The organism is Pseudomonas qingdaonensis, from assembly GCF_018398475.1.
Taxonomy (GTDB): Bacteria; Pseudomonadota; Gammaproteobacteria; order Pseudomonadales; family Pseudomonadaceae; genus Aquipseudomonas; species Aquipseudomonas palmensis.
On the sequence record NZ_CP074676.1, the window covers coordinates 1263003 to 1280470 of the forward strand.

The 17468-nt window shown below is 66.1% G+C and carries 15 protein-coding genes and 1 pseudogene; 15 read left to right on the forward strand and 1 reads right to left on the reverse strand.

Annotation, left to right across the window (positions count from 1 at the left end):
* Positions 1 to 55 precede the first annotated feature (55 nt).
* Positions 56 to 1207, reverse strand: coding sequence for a putative ABC transporter substrate-binding protein YdcS (gene ydcS, locus KH389_RS05685; protein ID WP_058541467.1), 1152 nt, complete (start codon positions 1205 to 1207; stop codon positions 56 to 58).
* Between the two features lie 175 nt (positions 1208 to 1382).
* Between ydcS and KH389_RS05690 the strand changes: the two genes are divergently transcribed.
* From KH389_RS05690 to KH389_RS05760, 15 genes and pseudogenes are all read left to right on the forward strand, one after another.
* Complete coding sequence (locus tag KH389_RS05690; RefSeq protein ID WP_054915019.1) at positions 1383 to 2102, forward strand: tellurite resistance TerB family protein; 720 nt, start codon at positions 1383 to 1385, stop codon at positions 2100 to 2102.
* A 196-nt stretch (positions 2103 to 2298) separates the two neighbouring features.
* A complete protein-coding gene (locus KH389_RS05695; protein ID WP_387518486.1) occupies positions 2299 to 3861 on the forward strand; it encodes a methyl-accepting chemotaxis protein in 1563 nt (520 codons plus the stop codon).
* A 7-nt stretch (positions 3862 to 3868) separates the two neighbouring features.
* Positions 3869 to 4384: a chemotaxis protein CheW gene (locus KH389_RS05700; RefSeq protein ID WP_043863206.1), complete on the forward strand. Its 516-nt coding sequence runs from the start codon at positions 3869 to 3871 to the stop codon at positions 4382 to 4384.
* Positions 4381 to 5646 carry a CheR family methyltransferase gene (locus KH389_RS05705; protein WP_213607010.1) on the forward strand — a complete coding sequence of 422 codons (1266 nt, stop codon included), beginning with the start codon at positions 4381 to 4383 and terminating at the stop codon, positions 5644 to 5646. Before KH389_RS05700 ends, KH389_RS05705 begins: the two co-directional genes overlap by 4 nt.
* On the forward strand, positions 5643 to 6311 hold the full coding sequence (locus tag KH389_RS05710; RefSeq protein ID WP_043863208.1) for a chemotaxis protein CheW: 669 nt from the start codon (positions 5643 to 5645) through the stop codon (positions 6309 to 6311). Before KH389_RS05705 ends, KH389_RS05710 begins: the two co-directional genes overlap by 4 nt.
* Positions 6308 to 8623 carry a hybrid sensor histidine kinase/response regulator gene (locus KH389_RS05715; RefSeq protein ID WP_213607011.1) on the forward strand — a complete coding sequence of 772 codons (2316 nt, stop codon included), beginning with the start codon at positions 6308 to 6310 and terminating at the stop codon, positions 8621 to 8623. Before KH389_RS05710 ends, KH389_RS05715 begins: the two co-directional genes overlap by 4 nt.
* Positions 8620 to 9633 carry a chemotaxis response regulator protein-glutamate methylesterase gene (cheB, locus tag KH389_RS05720; protein WP_043863210.1) on the forward strand — a complete coding sequence of 338 codons (1014 nt, stop codon included), beginning with the start codon at positions 8620 to 8622 and terminating at the stop codon, positions 9631 to 9633. Before KH389_RS05715 ends, cheB begins: the two co-directional genes overlap by 4 nt.
* A 48-nt stretch (positions 9634 to 9681) precedes the next feature.
* Positions 9682 to 10723 (forward strand): annotated as a pseudogene (locus tag KH389_RS05725) (diguanylate cyclase); the annotation flags it as partial.
* Between the two features lie 140 nt (positions 10724 to 10863).
* Positions 10864 to 11959, forward strand: a protein-coding gene (prfB, locus tag KH389_RS05730) for a peptide chain release factor 2 (protein ID WP_100633065.1) whose coding sequence is annotated in 2 segments (ribosomal slippage) — positions 10864 to 10935 and positions 10937 to 11959 — 1095 coding nt in all. Because the reading frame shifts where the segments join, the coding sequence is not laid out codon by codon here.
* A gap of 71 nt (positions 11960 to 12030) precedes the next feature.
* Positions 12031 to 13533, forward strand: coding sequence for a lysine--tRNA ligase (lysS, locus tag KH389_RS05735; RefSeq protein ID WP_043863213.1), 1503 nt, complete (start codon positions 12031 to 12033; stop codon positions 13531 to 13533).
* A gap of 100 nt (positions 13534 to 13633) precedes the next feature.
* The gene (locus tag KH389_RS05740; protein ID WP_043863214.1) at positions 13634 to 14338 is read left to right on the forward strand and encodes a TetR/AcrR family transcriptional regulator; all 705 of its coding nucleotides are present in this window, start codon (positions 13634 to 13636) and stop codon (positions 14336 to 14338) included.
* Positions 14339 to 14365: 27 nt separating this feature from the next.
* Positions 14366 to 14911: a hypothetical protein gene (locus tag KH389_RS05745; RefSeq protein ID WP_213607012.1), complete on the forward strand. Its 546-nt coding sequence runs from the start codon at positions 14366 to 14368 to the stop codon at positions 14909 to 14911.
* Between the two features lie 24 nt (positions 14912 to 14935).
* The gene (locus KH389_RS05750; protein ID WP_043863216.1) at positions 14936 to 16213 is read left to right on the forward strand and encodes a flavohemoglobin expression-modulating QEGLA motif protein; all 1278 of its coding nucleotides are present in this window, start codon (positions 14936 to 14938) and stop codon (positions 16211 to 16213) included.
* Positions 16185 to 17102, forward strand: a complete 918-nt coding sequence (locus KH389_RS05755) for an alpha/beta hydrolase (RefSeq protein ID WP_043863217.1) — start codon at positions 16185 to 16187, stop codon at positions 17100 to 17102. Before KH389_RS05750 ends, KH389_RS05755 begins: the two co-directional genes overlap by 29 nt.
* Positions 17099 to 17428 carry a PA3694 family proteiin gene (locus tag KH389_RS05760; RefSeq protein ID WP_043863218.1) on the forward strand — a complete coding sequence of 110 codons (330 nt, stop codon included), beginning with the start codon at positions 17099 to 17101 and terminating at the stop codon, positions 17426 to 17428. Before KH389_RS05755 ends, KH389_RS05760 begins: the two co-directional genes overlap by 4 nt.
* Positions 17429 to 17468 lie beyond the last annotated feature (40 nt).

Genomic DNA, 17468 nt, shown 5'->3' on the forward strand with positions numbered 1-17468 from the left:
GCCCCTGCAGGTGTGCGAGTCGCCTGCAGGGGCCGGCCTTGACGGCGAAGAGGCCCTAACGGCCGCCCATGATCGCGATGTAGTCCTGGGTCCAGCGGCTATAGGGCACGAACTTGCCCCCTTGCGCCTGCGGCGTGCGCCAGAACGCGATCTTGTCGAACAGGTCGAAACCGTTGGTCTTGCACCCGTCGGCCCCCAGCAGTTCGCTGCCCGAACACGCCGCCGGCACCACCGGCAACGAGCCGAACCACGCCGCCACGTCGCCCTGCACCTTGGGCTGCAGCGACCAGTCCATCCATTTGTAGGCGCAATTGGGGTGCTTGGCCTCGGCGTGCAGCATGGTGGTATCGGCCCAGCCGGTGGCGCCCTCCCTGGGGATGGTCGAGGCCACCGGCTGCTTGTCGGCCTTGAGCCCGTTGACCATGTAGCCCCAGGAGCTGGAAGCCGCCACGCCTTCGTTCTTGACGTCGCTCATCTGCACGGTTGCGTCATGCCAGTAGCGGTGAATCAGGGGGCGTTGCTGGCGCAACAGGTCGAGCACCGCCTTGTACTGGGTTTCGTTGAGCTCGTAGGGGTTGTCGATGCCCAGTTCCGGCTTGGCCGTCTTCAGGTACAGCGCCGCATCGGCGATGTAGATCGGCCCGTCATAGGCCTGCACACGGCCCTTGTTCGGCTTGCCGTCCGGCAGGTCCTGCGGCTCGAACACCACGCCCCAGCTGGTGGGCGCCTGCTTGAACACCTCGGTGTTGTACAGCAGCACGTTCGGCCCCCACTGGTACGGCGTGCCGTAGACCTTGGCGTCGACCACGTACCAGGGGCCGTCCTTCAGGCGCGGGTCGAGGTGCTTCCAGTTGGGGATCAGGTCGGTGTTGATCGCCTGCACACGCTTGCCGGCAATCAGGCGCAGCGAGGCATCGCCCGACGCGGTCACCAGGTCGTAGCCGCCCTTGGTCATCAGGCTGACCATCTCGTCGGAGGTGGCGGCAGTCTTGACGCTCACCTTGCAGCCGGTGTCCTGCTCGAAACCGCTGACCCAGTCGTAGGCCTTGTCGCTCTCGCCGCGCTCGATGTAGCCGGGCCAGGCCACGATGTCCAGTTGCCCTTCGCCGGCACCCACGGCCTTGAGCGGCTCGGCGGCCTGCAGGCTGGCGCTGGCGAGGATCCCGGCGCCCAGGGCGCCAAGCAATGCGGTGGTGTGCACAAGCATGATGTTCCCTCTTTTATTGGAATTGTGCAGGGGCAGTGATGACGGTGCTGCAGCGGTGCATTCCCTACTAGCGTAGTGCGTTCCCGCGAATGCAACATCCAGAAGCAAATGCGCAGCGTGACGACGCAGGTCAGGCTTTACTCTGGCGTTTCATTTCCTTGTTGAGGACGTTCAGATGAACACCCGAGGTTTGCTCGACCAGTTGCTAAAGTCCGGCCAGGAGCTGCTGCAGAACCAGGCCGGCAAAGGTGCCAGCGCCAAGCCAGGGGGCAGTGGCGGGCTGGGTGGGTTGCTCGGCGGCGCCGGTGGCGGTGGCCTGGGCGGGCTGCTCTCCGGTGCCGGCGGTGGTGCGCTGGCGGCGGGCGCGATGGGCCTGCTGCTGGGCAACAAGAAGGCGCGCAGCCTGGGGGGCAAGGCGCTCACCTATGGTGGCCTGGCCGCCCTCGGTGTGCTGGCCTACAAGGCCTACGGCAACTGGCAGGCCCAGCAGGGCAGTGCGCCGCAGCGCGAACCGCAGACCCTCGATCGCCTGCCTGCCGCCCAGGTCGAATTGCACAGCCAGGCCATCCTCAAGGCGCTGGTGGCTGCGGCCAAGGCCGACGGGCATGTCGACGAGCGCGAGAAGGCGCTGATCGAAGGCGAGTTCGTCAAGCTCGACAACGACCACGAGCTGCAACAGTGGCTGCATGCCGAACTCAACCGACCGCTGGACCCGGCCGACGTCGCCCGCGCCGCCACAACGCCGGAAATGGCGGCCGAGATGTACATCGCCAGCGTCATGCTGGTGGACGAGGAACACTTCATGGAGCGCGCCTACCTCGACGAGCTGGCCAAGCAGCTCAAGCTCGACCCGGCCCTCAAGGCCGAGCTGGAAAAACAGGTTCGCCAGGCCTGAGTCAGCAAATGCGGGCATATGGCCATCGCGCAGGCCATTTTGCCCGAGCCGTCTTGATCCAGAGCGCGTGCAGATAAGGTGCGTGGGCTATAATCTGCGCATTTTTCTGCTCGCGTAGAATCCTTGAGGGCTGACTGTGAAGAACTGGACATTGCGCCAACGCATCCTGGCGAGCTTCGCCATGATCATTGCCATCATGCTGTTGATGGTGGTCGCTGCCTACTCGCGCCTGGTGGCGATCGAGTCCAGTGAGGAGGCGGTGCGTTCGGACAGCATCCCTGGCGTGTACTACAGCTCGATGATCCGCAGCGCCTGGGTCGACAGCTACGTCAACACCCAGCAGTTGCTCGGCCTGAGCAACCACCGCGAGCTGACCAATGCCGACGCCGAGCTGTACAAGAGCTTCGAGGATCGCCTCAAGCAGAACATGGCCGATTACCAGAAGACCATCCAGTCCTCCGAAGACCAGTCCAGTTACGAGGAGTTCGTGCGCCTGGAGCAGGGCTACCTGAAGCTGCTCGACAGCGTGCTGGAGGCCTACCGGCAGAAGAACTACGCCGAGGCCCAGCGCCTGCTGCAGGACAGCATGACCCCGGCCTGGAACGAGGGCCGCAAGCACCTGAACACGGTGATTGAAGGCAACCGGGTGTCGGCCGAGCAGGCCACCGGTGCCATCGTCAGCGCGGTGACCACGGCCAAGGTCAGCATGATGATCTCGCTGGTGCTGGCGATCATTGCAGCCGGCATCTGCGGCCTGATGCTGATGCGCGCCATCACCGGCCCCATGCAACTGATCGTGCGGGCGCTGGACAAGCTGCGCGGCGGTGACCTCAGCGTGCGCCTGAGCCTGGACCGCAAGGATGAATTCGGCGCGGTGGAAACCGGCTTCAACGAAATGATGAGCGAGCTGACCACCCTGGTGTCCCAGGCCCAGCGCTCGTCGGTGCAGGTCACCACCTCGGTGACCGAGATTGCCGCCACCTCCAAGCAGCAGCAGGCCACCGCCACCGAAACGGCCGCCACCACCACCGAAATCGGTGCCACCTCGCGGGAAATCGCCGCCACCTCCCGGGACCTGGTGCGCACCATGACCGAGGTCACCAGCGCCGCCGACCAGGCTTCGGTACTGGCCGGCTCCGGCCAGCAGGGCCTGGCGCGCATGGAAGAGACCATGCACCAGGTGATGGGCGCGGCCGACCTGGTCAACAACAAGCTGGCGATCCTCAACGAGAAGGCCGGCAACATCAACCAGGTGGTGGTCACCATCGTCAAGGTCGCCGACCAGACCAACCTGCTGTCGCTCAACGCCGCCATCGAGGCCGAGAAGGCCGGCGAATATGGCCGCGGCTTTGCCGTGGTGGCCACCGAGGTGCGTCGCCTGGCCGACCAGACCGCCGTGGCCACCTACGATATCGAACAGATGGTGCGCGAGATCCAGTCGGCGGTGTCGGCCGGGGTGATGGGCATGGACAAGTTTTCCGAGGAAGTGCGTCGCGGCATGGCCGAGGTGCAGCAGGTGGGCGAGCAACTGACCCAGATCATCCACCAGGTGCAGGCGCTGGCGCCACGGGTGCTGATGGTCAACGAAGGCATGCAGGCCCAGGCCACCGGTGCCGAGCAGATCAACCATGCACTGGCGCAGCTGGGCGATGCCAGCAGCCAGACCGTGGAGTCGCTGCGCCAGGCCAGTTTCGCCATCGACGAGCTGAGCCAGGTAGCGGTCGGCCTTCGTGGTGGTGTGTCGCGGTTCAAAGTCTGAAGCCCCGATGAGCGACCTTCAGTCACGCCGCGACACTTCGGTGCCTACGCCAGGGCGCCTGTTCCTGGTATTTCGTATCGGCGAGCAGCGCTTTGCCCTGGACACCCATGAGGTAGTGGAGGTGCTGCCGCGCCTGCCACTCAAGCCCATCGCCCACACCCCGCGCTGGGTGGCGGGGGTGCTGGCGCATCGCGGTGCGCTGGTACCGGTGATCGACGTGGGCGACCTGGGGTTCGGCACCCCGGCGCCGCTGCGTACCAGCACCCGGCTGGTGCTGGTGCACTACCGGGGCCAGGCGCAGGCCGAGCCGCAGTTGCTGGGCCTGATCCTGCAGCAGGCCAGCGACACCCTGCGTTGCCACCCCGACGAGTTTCGCCCCTATGGCGTCGACAACCACCAGGCCCCCTACCTGGGGCCGGTGCGCGAAGATGCCCAGGGCCTGATGCAACGCATCAGCGTCCAGGACCTGCTGACCGACCAGGCCCGCGCCTTGCTGTACCCGCCCGTGGAGGTGCAGCCATGAGCGACGAGCAGCGGTTCTTTCGTTTCTTGCAGGAGCGTATCGGCCTGGATGTCGCCTCGGTTGGCGCGCCGATGGTCGAGCGGGCCCTGCGCCAGCGCTGTGCTGCCCTGCAGGCCCGCGACCTGGACGACTACTGGGTGCGCCTGCAGCAGTCGACCCCGGAGCAGCAGGCGCTGATCGAAGCGGTGATCGTGCCTGAAACCTGGTTCTTCCGTTATCCCGAGTCGTTCAGCGCGCTGGCCGGGCTTGCCCTCAGGCGCCTGGCCGAGCTCAATGGCACCCGGCCGCTGCGGGTGCTCAGCCTGCCGTGTTCGACTGGTGAAGAGCCCTATTCGATTGCCATGGCCCTGCTCGATGCCGGTATCGCCGGCCCCGGCTTTCGCGTCGACGGCATCGACATCAGCCCCAACTCGATCGCCCGCGCCGAACAGGCGGTGTATGGCCGCAACTCCTTTCGCGGCAGTGACATCGCCTTCCGCCAGCGCCACTTCAGCGAGGTGGAGCAGGGCCATCGCCTCGACGAGCGGGTTCGCCAGCAGGTCGAGCTGCAGGTGGGCAACGTGCTCGACCCGGCGCTGCGCACCCGCAGGGGCAGCTACGACTTCGTCTTCTGCCGCAACCTGCTGATCTATTTCGATGTACCCACCCAGCAACGGGTGTTCGACGTACTGAAAAGCCTCACCCATGAAGACGGCGTATTGTTCATCGGCCCGGCCGAAGGCAGCCTGCTGGCACGCATGGGCATGCGCCCGCTGGGTATCGCGCAGTCGTTCGCCTATGTACGGCATATCCCGCAGGAGCCGCCCCCAGTGCTTTCGCCACCGCCCCCGATGCCTGCACCCAGTCCACGGCGGGCGCCTGCGCCGTTGGCGCGCCGTGCGCCAGCCCCGGCACCGCAGCCTGCCCGGGTTGCGTCCCCAGCCGCCGGCAAGCCTGGCGCCGAACAGCTGCTGGCGCAGATCGCCACGCTGGCCAACGAGGGCCGCAGCGACGAGGCACGCGCGGCCTGCGAACGCTATCTGCAGCAGCATGCACCGGATGCGCAGGTGTATTACTGGCTGGGCCTGCTCAGCGATACCGCCGGCGATGCGGCCCAGGCCGTGAGCCACTACCGCAAGGTGCTGTACCTGCAACCCCAGCACCCCGAGGCCCTGGCGCACCTGGCGGCGCTGCTGGCGTCCCAGGGCGATGAGGTGGGCGCCCGGCGCCTGCAGGAGCGTGCGGCGCGCCGAGAGCGCAGCGAGCGGGAGCCTGAACGATGAGCGGCCAGGCAGAGCTGGGCGTGATGGCCGCCACGGTCGAGGCCATCGACGATTGCTGGAACCGTATCGGTGTGCACGGCGACAAGAGCTGCCCGTTGCTGGCCGAGCATATTCACTGTCGCAACTGCCAGGTGTACGCGGCAGCGGCCACGCGCCTGCTGGACCGCTATGCGCTGGCCCAGGACGCCCATGCGCAGACGCATGTGCAGGCACCGGTGAGTGTCGGGCGCTCGCTGTTGCTGTTTCGCCTGGGCGAGGAATGGCTGGCCCTGGCGACCCGCTGCTTGGTCGAGGTGGCGCCGCTGCAGCCGGTGCACTCCTTGCCGCACCAGCGCTCGCGGGTGCTGCAGGGGGTGGCCAATGTGCGCGGTGCGCTGGTGCCGTGCCTGTCGCTGGGCGACCTGCTGGGGCTCGAGCCTGGCAGCCCGGTAGCGGTGTCGGCGCGGGTCATGCCACGCATGCTGATCCTGGGTGCCAGCGGCGGCGCCGTGGTGCTGCCGGTGGACGAAGTGGACGGTATCCATGCCCTCGACCCCGGGCAGCCGGCCAGCGACACCGCCACCGATGCACGCTTCACCGAAGCGGTATTGCAATGGCGCGGTCGCAGCGTGCGGGTGCTGGATGAAGAACAGCTGTTGTCTGCCGTGAACCGGAGCCTGTCATGACCCCAGAGCAAATGCGCGACGCTTCGCTGCTCGAGCTGTTCAGCCTGGAGGCCGAGGCGCAGACCCAGGTGCTCAGCGCCGGCCTGCTGGCCCTGGAACGCAACCCTACCCAGAGTGACCAGCTCGAGGCCTGCATGCGCGCCGCCCACTCGCTCAAGGGCGCGGCGCGCATCGTGGGGATCGACGCCGGGGTCAGCGTCGCCCACGTGATGGAAGACTGCCTGGTCGAGGCCCAGGAAGGCCGCCTGCGCCTGCGCCCCGAGCACATCGATGCGCTGCTGCAGGGCACCGACCTGCTGATGCGCATCGCCACCCTGGGCGGTGCGGCCACCGAGGCGGCGGTCCAGGCCTTCGTGGTGCAGATGGCCGTGCTGCTCGATCCGGCCAGTGCGCTGATGGCGACGGGGCCGGCAATCGGCGACGCGCCCGAGCCGACGCAGAATCCTGAACCCGCACCGGCTGCGCCGCAGCTGGTGCCCCCGGCGCCCGAGCCTGAGGCGCTCGCGCAACCGGAGGCGTCTGCCGAGCCCGTGGCCCTTGCGCCGGGCAAGCGCAGCGAAGGCGGCGAGCGGGTGCTGCGGGTCACGGCCGAGCGCCTGAACAGCCTGCTCGACCTGTCCAGCAAGTCGCTGGTCGAAACCCAGCGCCTGAAGCCCTACCTGGCCACCCTGCAGCGCCTCAAGCGCATGCACGGCCAGAGCATTCGCGCCCTCGATACGCTCAAGGCCGAGCTGGACACCGGCGGCCAGCGACCGGAGGTGCAGGAAGCGCTGGCGCAGGCCCAGCGCCTGCTCGGCGAAACCCGCGAGATGCTGCAGCAGCAGGCCGCCGACCTGGACGAGTTCGGCTGGCAGGCCAGCCAGCGCGCGCAACTGCTGTACGACACCGCGCTGGCCTGCCGCATGCGCCCGTTCGCCGACGTGCTCAACGGGCAGAGCCGCATGGTTCGCGACCTGGGGCGGTCGCTGGGCAAGCAGGTGCGCCTGGAGATCGAGGGCGAAAAGACCCAGGTCGACCGTGACGTGCTGGAAAAACTCGAGGCGCCGCTCACCCACCTTCTGCGCAACGCCGTGGACCACGGTATCGAACTGCCCGAGCAACGCCTGCTGGCAGGCAAGCCGGCCGAGGGCCTGATCCGCCTGCGCGCCTCGCACCAGGCCGGCCTGCTGGTACTGGAACTGAGCGATGACGGTGGCGGCGTCGACCTGCAACGCCTGCGCCACAGCATCGTCGAGCGCCAGTTGTCGCCGGCCGACACCGTGGCGCAGATGAGCGAAGCCGAACTGCTGACGTTCCTGTTCCTGCCGGGGTTCAGCCTGCGCGACAAGGTCACCGAGGTTTCCGGGCGCGGCGTGGGGCTCGATGCGGTGCAGCACAGCGTGCGCCAGTTGCGCGGCTTCATCGACCTCAGCCAGCACAGCGGGCAGGGCAGCCGCTTTCACCTGGAGGTGCCGCTGACCCTGTCGGTGGTGCGCAGCCTGGTGGTCGAGGTGGGGGGCGAGGCCTACGCCTTCCCGCTGGCGCATATCGAACGCACCCTGGACCTGCCCGCCGAGGCCATCGTGCAGATCGAGGGGCGCCAGCATTTCTGGCATGAAGGCCGGCACATCGGCCTGGTGGCCGCCTCCCAGTTGCTCAACCGGCCGCCCAGCCAGGCGGCGGAACAGGCCATCAAGGTGGTGGTCATCCGTGAGCGCGACACCCTGTATGGCGTGGCCGTCGAGCGTCTGATCGGCGAGCGCGTGCTGGTGGTGATGCCGCTGGACGCGCGGCTGGGCAAGGTGCAGGACATCTCGGCCGGGGCCCTGCTCGATGACGGCTCGGTGGTGCTGATCGTGGACGTCGAGGACCTGCTGCGCTCGGTCGAGAAGCTGCTCAGCACCGGCCGCCTGGAACGTATCGAGCGCGGCCAGCGCGCCGCCCGCGAAGCGACGCGCAAGCGCGTGCTGGTGGTGGATGACTCGTTGACCGTGCGCGAGTTGCAGCGCAAGCTGCTGACCAACCGCGGTTACGAAGTGGCCGTCGCGGTGGACGGCATGGATGGCTGGAACGCCTTGCGCAGCGAGGATTTCGACCTGCTGATCACCGACATCGACATGCCGCGCATGGACGGCATCGAACTGGTCACCCTGCTGCGCCGCGACAGCCGGTTGCAGTCGTTGCCGGTGATGGTGGTGTCGTACAAGGACCGCGAGGAAGATCGTCGTCGTGGACTGGACGCCGGGGCCGACTACTATTTGGCCAAGGCCAGTTTTCATGATGATGCCTTGCTGGAAGCCGTGGTGGAGCTTATCGGGGGAGCCCAGGGATGAAGATCGCCATCGTCAACGACATGCCCCTGGCCGTGGAGGCCCTGCGCCGGGCATTGGCGTTCGAGCCGCAGCACGAGGTGATCTGGGTGGCCGGCAATGGCGCCGAGGCGGTGCAGCGCTGCGCCGAGCACACCCCCGACCTGATCCTGATGGACCTGATCATGCCGGTCATGGACGGCGTGGAGGCCACGCGCCAGATCATGGCCCGGACTCCTTGCGCCATCGTGATCGTCACGGTCGACCGCCAGCAGAACGTGCACCGCGTGTTCGAGGCCATGGGCCACGGCGCCCTGGACGTGGTCGACACCCCGGCGGTAGGCGCCGGCAACCCGCGTGAGGCGGCCGCGCCGCTGTTGCGCAAGATCCTCAATATCAGCTGGCTGATCGGCCAGCACGGCAGCAACCGTGTGCGGGCAGTGGCAGCCCCGCAGCGCCAGGGCGCACAACGTCAGCGCCTGGTGGCGATCGGTTCCTCGGCCGGTGGCCCGGCGGCGCTTGAGGTGCTGCTCAAGAGCCTGGAGCAGGATTTCAACGCGGCCATCGTGCTGGTTCAGCACGTCGACCAGGTGTTCGCCGCCGGCATGGCCGAGTGGCTGAGCAGCGCCTCCGGCCTGCCGGTACGCCTGGCCCGCGAGGGCGAAGCACCCCAGCCCGGGCAGGTGCTGCTGGCCGGCACCAACCACCATATCCGTCTGTTGAAGGACGGCACCCTGGCCTACACCGCCGAACCGGTCAACGCGATCTACCGCCCTTCGATCGATGTGTTCTTCGAGAGCGTGGCGCGCTTCTGGCAGGGCGATGCGGTGGGCGTACTGCTGACCGGCATGGGCCGCGATGGCGCACAGGGGCTCAAGCTGATGCGCGAGCAGGGCTTTCTGACCATCGCCCAGGACCAGCAGAGCAGTGCGGTCTACGGCATGCCCAAGGCGGCTGCGGCCATCGATGCCGCCGTCGAGATACGTGCGCTGGAGCGCATTGCGCCGCGCCTGATGGAGATTTTTTCGAAATGACGATGTGTAATGAACCAAACCGGTCGTTCGCCAGGGAGCAGGGCGCGCATGAATGATCTACCGCTCGTGGGGTTCCCGACCACCAATGAAAACTCGGCGATGGTGCTGCTGGTCGACGACCAGGCGATGATCGGCGAAGCCGTGCGTCGCGGCCTGGCCAACGAGGCCAACATCGACTTTCACTTCTGCGCCGACCCGCATCAGGCAGTCGCGCAGGCGATCCGGATCAAGCCCACGGTGATCCTGCAGGACCTGGTCATGCCCGGCCTCGATGGCCTGAGCCTGGTGCGCGAGTACCGCAGCAACCCGGCCACCCAGGACATCCCGATCATCGTGCTGTCGTCCAAGGAAGACGCGCTGGTCAAGAGCGCCGCGTTCGCCGCCGGGGCCAACGACTACCTGGTCAAGCTGCCCGACAACATCGAGCTGGTCGCGCGCATCCTGTACCACTCGCGCTCCTACCTCACCCTGCTGCAGCGTGACGAAGCCTACCGGGCGCTGCGGGTCAGCCAGCAGCAGTTGCTGGACACCAACCTGGTGCTGCAGCGGCTGATGAACTCCGACGGTCTGACGGGGCTGTCCAACCGTCGGCATTTCGACGAGTACCTGGAACTGGAATGGCGCCGGGCCATGCGTGACCAGTCGCAGCTGTCGTTGCTGATGATCGACGTCGACTATTTCAAGGCCTTCAACGACTCGTTCGGCCACCTGGCCGGGGACGAGGCGCTGCGCCAGGTGGCCGAGGCGATTCGTGCCTCGTGCAGCCGCCCCAGCGACCTGCCGGCACGCTACGGTGGCGAGGAATTCGCCCTGGTGCTGCCCAACACTTCGCCGGGCGGGGCGCGGCTGGTGGCCGAGAAGCTGCGCCAGACCGTGGTGGGCCTGGCCATCGCGCACAACATGCCGCAGGCGGGCAGCGTGCTGACCATCAGCATCGGCCTGGCCACCCACACGCCGGCAGTCGGCAGCCATTGCCGACAGTTGATCTCGGCGGCGGACAAGGGCCTGTACCAGGCCAAGAATGGCGGGCGCAACCAGGTCGGGGTGGCCTGACAGACCGCCATCGCGGGTCAAGCCCGCTCCCATGGGCATCGTGCCGCCCTTGTGGGGGCGGCTGATCCGCGATCAGGCGCCGGCTTCTCCAAAGGCCGCCCGACGGGCTGCCGCGCACCTGCAGACTCGTTTATACTCTCCGGCTTTTCACAGAATACGCACGAGAGCTGCCCGCCCATGGAAATCCAACCGATCCTGAACACCATCAAGGACCTGACCGAGCGCTCCGAATCCATTCGGGGGTATCTTTGACTACGATCACAAGCATGACCGCCTGATCGAAGTCAACCGCGAGCTCGAAGACCCGAACGTCTGGAACAAGCCCGAGTACGCCCAGGAACTGGGCCGCGAACGCGCCATGCTGGCGCAGATCGTCGACACCCTGGACGAACTGTCCGGCGGCCTGGTCGACGCCCGCGAGCTGCTCGACATGGCTGTCGAGGAGAACGACGAAGGCGCCGTCAATGACGTCGTCGAAGTGCTCCAGGGCCTGGAAGACTCCCTGGCCCAGCTCGAATTCCGTCGCATGTTCAGCGGCGAGATGGACATGAACAACGCCTACCTGGACATCCAGGCCGGTTCCGGCGGCACCGAGGCCCAGGACTGGGCCAACATCCTGCTGCGCATGTACCTGCGCTGGGCGTCCAAGCGTGGTTTCGACGCCACCATCATGGAACTGTCCGAAGGCGACGTGGCCGGCATCAAGGGCGCCACCGTGCACATCAAGGGCGAGTACGCCTTTGGCTGGCTGCGCACCGAGATCGGTGTGCACCGTCTGGTGCGCAAGAGCCCGTTCGACTCCGGCGCACGCCGCCATACTTCGTTCTCGGCGGTGTTCGTGTCCCCCGAGATCGACGACAAGGTCGAAATCGAGATCAACCCGTCCGACCTGCGTATCGACACCTACCGCTCCTCGGGTGCCGGCGGCCAGCACGTGAACACCACCGACTCGGCGGTGCGTATCACCCACGTGCCGACCAACACCGTGGTCAGCTGCCAGAACGAACGTTCCCAGCACGCCAACAAGGACACCGCCATGAAGATGCTGCGGGCCAAGTTGTACGAGCTGGAGATGCAGAAGCGCAACGCCGCGTCGCAGGCCCTGGAAGACAGCAAGTCGGACATCGGCTGGGGTCACCAGATCCGTTCGTACGTGCTCGACGCCTCGCGGATCAAGGATCTGCGCACCAACGTCGAACGCAGCGACTGCGACAAGGTGCTCGACGGCGATATCGACGAGTACCTGGAAGCCAGCCTCAAGCAGGGGCTGTAAGTTTCGCGACCCGCTACAAGACCCTCGCCTGCGGGCGGGGGCAATGAACCCCTGATGGAAAATGTGACCACATGAGCGACCTCAAACTCGACCCGCAAGACCTGCAACAGGAAGAAAACACCCTGATTGCCCTGCGCAAGGAAAAGCTTGCCGCAGAGCGCGCCAAGGGCAACGCCTTCCCCAACGACTTCCGCCGTGACAGCTACTGCAACGACCTGCAGAAACAGTATGTCGACAAGACCAAGGAAGAGCTGGAAGCTGCAGCGATCCCGGTCAAGGTTGCCGGTCGCATCATGCTCAACCGTGGCTCGTTCATGGTGATCCAGGACATGACCGGGCGCATCCAGGTCTACGTCAACCGCAAGACCCTGCCCGAGGAAACCCTGGCAGCGGTCAAGACCTGGGACCTGGGCGACATCATCAGCGCCGAAGGCACCCTGGCCCGTTCGGGCAAGGGCGACCTGTACGTCGAGATGACCAACGTGCGCCTGCTGACCAAGTCGCTGCGCCCGCTGCCGGACAAGCACCACGGCCTGACCGACACCGAGCAGCGCTATCGCCAGCGCTACGTCGACCTGATGGTCAACGAGGAAACCCGCCACACCTTCCGTGTGCGCTCGCAGGTCATCAACCATATTCGCAACTTCCTCATCCAGCGCGACTTCCTGGAAGTGGAAACGCCGATGCTGCAGACCATCCCCGGTGGCGCTGCGGCCAAGCCGTTCGAAACCCACCACAACGCGCTGGACATGCCGATGTTCCTGCGCATCGCGCCGGAGCTGTACCTCAAGCGTCTGGTGGTCGGTGGTTTCGAGAAGGTCTTCGAGATCAACCGCAACTTCCGTAACGAAGGCGTCTCGACCCGGCACAACCCCGAGTTCACCATGCTCGAGTTCTACCAGGCCTACGCCGACTACGAAGACAACATGGACCTCACCGAAGAGCTGTTCCGCGAGCTGGCGCAGCTGGTGCTGGGCAGCACCGACGTGCCGTACGGCGACAAGGTGTTCCACTTCGGCGAGCCGTTCGTGCGCCTGTCGGTGTTCGACTCGATCCTCAAGTACAACCCCGAGCTGACCGCCGACGACCTCAACGACATCGACAAGGCCCGCGCCATCGCCAAGCAGGCCGGCGCCAAGGTGCTGGGCTTCGAAGGCCTGGGCAAGCTGCAGGTGATGATTTTCGAAGAGCTGGTCGAGCACAAGCTGGAGCAGCCGCACTTCATCACCCAGTACCCGTTCGAAGTGTCGCCGCTGGCCCGTCGCAATGACCAGAACCCGAACGTCACCGACCGCTTCGAACTGTTCATCGGCGGCCGCGAGATCGCCAACGCCTACTCCGAGCTCAACGATGCCGAGGACCAGGCCGAGCGCTTCATGGCCCAGGTGGCCGACAAGGACGCCGGCGACGACGAGGCCATGCACTACGATGCCGACTTCGTGCGCGCCCTGGAGTACGGCATGCCGCCCACTGCCGGTGAGGGCATCGGTATCGACCGCCTGGTGATGCTGCTGACCAACTCGCCGTCGATCCGCGACGTGATCCTGTTCCCGCACATGCGCCCGCAGGCCTGAGTGTCTTGAACAAGCCGCCTCTAGGGGCGGCTTTTTCATGTCTGCGACAAGCTGATCGATCAGTCAGCATTCAACGAGGTAGACCCCAGTGACGACTGCAATGGCTCAACAAGGTGCTGCTGGCGTGGCCACAGCGGTAGCCGAAAGTGTTCAGTACCAGGGGCGCAAGGCCAGCCGCCAGGGCAGCGAGCAGCGCCGTCAGCAGATCCTCGACGCGGCCATGCGCATCATCGTGCGCGATGGCGTGCGCGGCGTGCGCCACCGTGCGGTGGCCGCCGAGGCCGGTGTGCCGCTGTCGGCCACCACCTATTATTTCAAGGACATCGAAGACCTGCTCACCGACACCTTCGCCCAGTATGTCGAACGCAGCGCGGCCTACATGGCCAAGCTGTGGGAAAACACCGAGGTGCTGTTGCGCCAGCTGATCGCCAAGGGCGACGGCAGCCCCGGCGCCCGCGCGCAGCTGGCCGACGAAGTGGCGAAGATGGGCGCCGAGTACGTGCAGCGCCAGTTGCACAACCGCCGCGACTTCCTGATGGCCGAGCAGGCGTTTCGCCAGGAAGCGCTGCTGTGCCCGCGGCTGGCCGAACTGGTGCGCCTGCATGCGCAGATCCTGCTGCGCGGCACCTGCCAGCTGTTGCAGGTGGTGGGTTCGCGCCAGCCACAGCAAGATGCCATAGTGTTGACGGCCATCATCGAGCAGATGGAATATCAGGGCCTGCTCGATGCTGCACAACCCCAGGCCGAAGCGCAGATGCTCGCTATCCTTACCCGATACCTGCATCTGGTGCTGGCATCGGCCTGAGGCTCTACCTAATTCAAGGAGTATCGGATGAAAGCCTGGCGTGTGCTGTTGGCCCTGTCGTTTGTGCTGTTGAGTGGTTGCCTGGTGACGTTCAACGAGCCGATCCCGACCAACCAGCCGGCGCCCAAGACCCTGCTCGGCAAATGGACCAGCAAGGACGCCTGGGGCGAGCCGCTGACGTTGCAGATCAGCCGCAGGGGCGACAACGCCTACAAGGCGGTGGCCACCGCCAAGGGCAAGAAGCCTGAAACCTACGCCTTCACCGTGGCCCGCCATGGCAACCGCTGGTACCTCTCGGCCGGCGTGCCCAAGCGTCTGGGGGGCAACTTCCTGATCGGCGGCTTCGAGGTGATCGACAACAAGCAACTGGTGATCTACAACCTGGATGTCGAGCAGATCAACCAGGCCCTGAAGAACAAGGAACTGAGCGGTCGCGCCATCGAGATACCGGAGGAAAACGGCCAGGGCGTGCTTATCGACAGCCCGGCGGCGCGGGTGCTGGCCTACCTGGACGACCCGGCCAACTCCGACCTGTTCATCGAAGTCGCACGTTTTCAGCGGGCCGGCAAGTAGGCTGGCCAACACAAGGAGTTTCGGGTGGACGAGTACCAGCAGACGATACGCACCCTGTCTGATCGCATTGTCCTGGCGCAAACCCCCATTCGCGTACTCGATGCGGTGAAATGGGACGACAGCATTCGCCAGGGTTTCCTCAAGGCCAAGGGCCGGGAAATGCCGGCCGTGGACCGCGCCTACTACCAGGGCAGGCCCTTGTCGTTCGACTCCAGCGCGGTGAAGCTCGAGTTCCAGAACATCGAGCGCGACATCACCCGCCAGCTCGGCCAGTTCAACCCGGTCGGGCAGATCATGCGGCGCATGTGCAAGGAATACCGCATGGTGGTGCGCATGCTCGAGGCGCGCGGCACCGAAGACTTCGGCCTGATTTCCCAGGAGCTTTACGGCGCCGCCTCCGACGCCTTCCATGCCGGCGACCCGACCCTGGCCGACCTTGGCCTGATGCTCTCTGACTACCTGAACAACATCGACGGTCGCGGCGACCTCAAGGACGAACCCAAGGACCTCACCGCCAAGCAGGCCGTGGAGCTGCTCCAGGGCCGCCTGAACAAGGTGTTCGGCGAGGCCGAGGAAACCATCCGCGTGTTCGAGTCCGACGGTATCGTCGCCGACGCGGCGGCGGGCGCCGACTATATCAAGATCCGCAGCGACGCGATGTTCAACAGCCGCGACGTGCGCGCGCTGGAGGTGCATGAAGGGCTGGTGCACGTGGGCACCACGCTCAACGGCCTCAACCAGCCGATCTGCACCTTCCTGGCCAAGGGCCCGCCCTCGTCGACGGTGACCCAGGAAGGCCTGGCGATCCTGATGGAAGTGATCGCCTTTGCCTCCTACCCCAGCCGCCTGCGCAAGCTCACCAACCGCACCCGCGCCATCCACATGGTCGAGGAGGGGGCGGACTTCATGCAGGTGTACGAGTTCTTCCGTGCCCAGGGGTTTGAAATGGCCGAAAGCTATGGCAATGCCAGCCGCGTGTTCCGCGGCTCGGTGCCCAATGGCCTGCCATTCACCAAGGACTTGTCCTACCTCAAGGGCTTCATCATGGTTTACAACTACATTCAGTTGGCCGTGCGCAAGGGCAAGCTGGAGCAGATTCCGTTGCTGTTCTGCGGCAAGACCACCCTGGAAGACATGCGCACCCTGCGCCAACTGGTCGATGAAGGCCTGGTGGAGCCACCCAAGTACCTGCCCGAGCAGTTCCGCGACCTGAACGCGCTGTCGGCCTGGATGTGTTTTTCCAACTTCCTCAACCACCTGAGCCTGGACCGGATTGAAGCCGATTATTCGAACATTCTCTGAGCACTGGCGGGTCGGGCTGCTGGCCGCGCTGCTGAGCCTGGCCGGCTGCAGTTCGCTGTTGTTCTACCCCGAGCGTGGCCTGCCGTTCACGCCCGAGAAGGCCGGGCTGGCCTACCGCGACGTGAGCCTGACCACCGAGGACGGCACGCGCCTGCACGGCTGGTGGTTGCCGGCCAAGGCCGGGGTGCCGGTCAAGGGCACGGTACTGCACCTGCATGGCAATGGCGGCAACCTGGCCTGGCATCTGGGCGCCAGCTGGTGGCTGCCCGAGCAGGGCTACCAGGTGCTGCTGGTGGACTACCGGGGGTACGGGGTGTCCCAGGGCGAACCGACCCTGCCGGCGGTGTACCAGGACATCGCCGCGGCGCTGGACTGGCTGCAGCAGGCTCCCGAAGTGCAGGGCAAGCCGCTGGTGCTGCTGGGGCAGAGCCTGGGCGGGGCGATGGGCATTCACTACCTGGCGCAGCATCCCGAGCAGCGCCAGCGCTTCAAGGCCCTGGTGTTCGACGGGGTGCCGGCCAGCTACCGCAAGGTGGGCCAGTTTGCCCTGAGCACTTCCTGGCTGACCTGGCCGTTCCAGGTGCCGTTGTCGTGGCTGGTACCCGATGGCGACAGCGCCATCGGGTCGATCGACCAGTTGAGCTCGCCGCCCAAGCTGTTCTTCCACAGCATCGACGACCCGATCGTGCCGTTGGCCAACGGCCTGGCGCTGTACCGCGCCGCGCCGCCACCGCGGGTTCTGCAACTGACCCGTGGCGGGCATGTGCAGACCTTCGCCGACAAGACCTGGCGCCAGGTGATGCTGCGCTTTCTGGATGACCCCGAGCATTTCAACGGGCTGCGGCGCTTGGCCGAAGTCCCCAATTACCCTGACGAGAAGTCGCAATGAGTGAAGAACGCAACGCCATCCCGCTGATCATTACCGGTATCTGCAGCATCATCGGTACGGTGGGCGTGCTCTGGTACTACGGCTACCTGCATTTCGCCAAGCCCCAGGATGCACTGTTGCTGGCCGACTACACCATGCTCAAGACGGTGCCGGGGGAGGACTACAAGATCTCGCTCAAGCCGGCGGCGCAGGTGGCGCAGTGCATCGATGGCGTGCTGGTGCTGTTCGACACCGAACAGAAGGGCCTGACCGGCGTGCTGGTGGACAACCGCAAGCAGGCGGTGCGCTGCATGGGGCAGGAGACGCCCCAGCAGGTCCAGCAGTAAGCGGTACCCGGTACGCCGCGTGAACACCTGCGGCGTACCG

Bases quoted from the DNA above. Each gene is read 5' to 3' on its own strand.
- ydcS (WP_058541467.1), bottom strand. From the start codon at position 1,207: ATGCTTGTGCACACCACCGCATTGCTTGGCGCCCTGGGCGCCGGGATC.
- KH389_RS05690 (WP_054915019.1), top strand. From the start codon at position 1,383: ATGAACACCCGAGGTTTGCTCGACCAGTTGCTAAAGTCCGGCCAGGAG.
- KH389_RS05695 (WP_387518486.1), top strand. From the start codon at position 2,299: ATGCTGTTGATGGTGGTCGCTGCCTACTCGCGCCTGGTGGCGATCGAG.
- KH389_RS05700 (WP_043863206.1), top strand. From the start codon at position 3,869: ATGAGCGACCTTCAGTCACGCCGCGACACTTCGGTGCCTACGCCAGGG.
- KH389_RS05705 (WP_213607010.1), top strand. From the start codon at position 4,381: ATGAGCGACGAGCAGCGGTTCTTTCGTTTCTTGCAGGAGCGTATCGGC.
- KH389_RS05710 (WP_043863208.1), top strand. From the start codon at position 5,643: ATGAGCGGCCAGGCAGAGCTGGGCGTGATGGCCGCCACGGTCGAGGCC.
- KH389_RS05715 (WP_213607011.1), top strand. From the start codon at position 6,308: ATGACCCCAGAGCAAATGCGCGACGCTTCGCTGCTCGAGCTGTTCAGC.
- cheB (WP_043863210.1), top strand. From the start codon at position 8,620: ATGAAGATCGCCATCGTCAACGACATGCCCCTGGCCGTGGAGGCCCTG.
- lysS (WP_043863213.1), top strand. From the start codon at position 12,031: ATGAGCGACCTCAAACTCGACCCGCAAGACCTGCAACAGGAAGAAAAC.
- KH389_RS05740 (WP_043863214.1), top strand. From the start codon at position 13,634: ATGGCTCAACAAGGTGCTGCTGGCGTGGCCACAGCGGTAGCCGAAAGT.
- KH389_RS05745 (WP_213607012.1), top strand. From the start codon at position 14,366: ATGAAAGCCTGGCGTGTGCTGTTGGCCCTGTCGTTTGTGCTGTTGAGT.
- KH389_RS05760 (WP_043863218.1), top strand. From the start codon at position 17,099: ATGAGTGAAGAACGCAACGCCATCCCGCTGATCATTACCGGTATCTGC.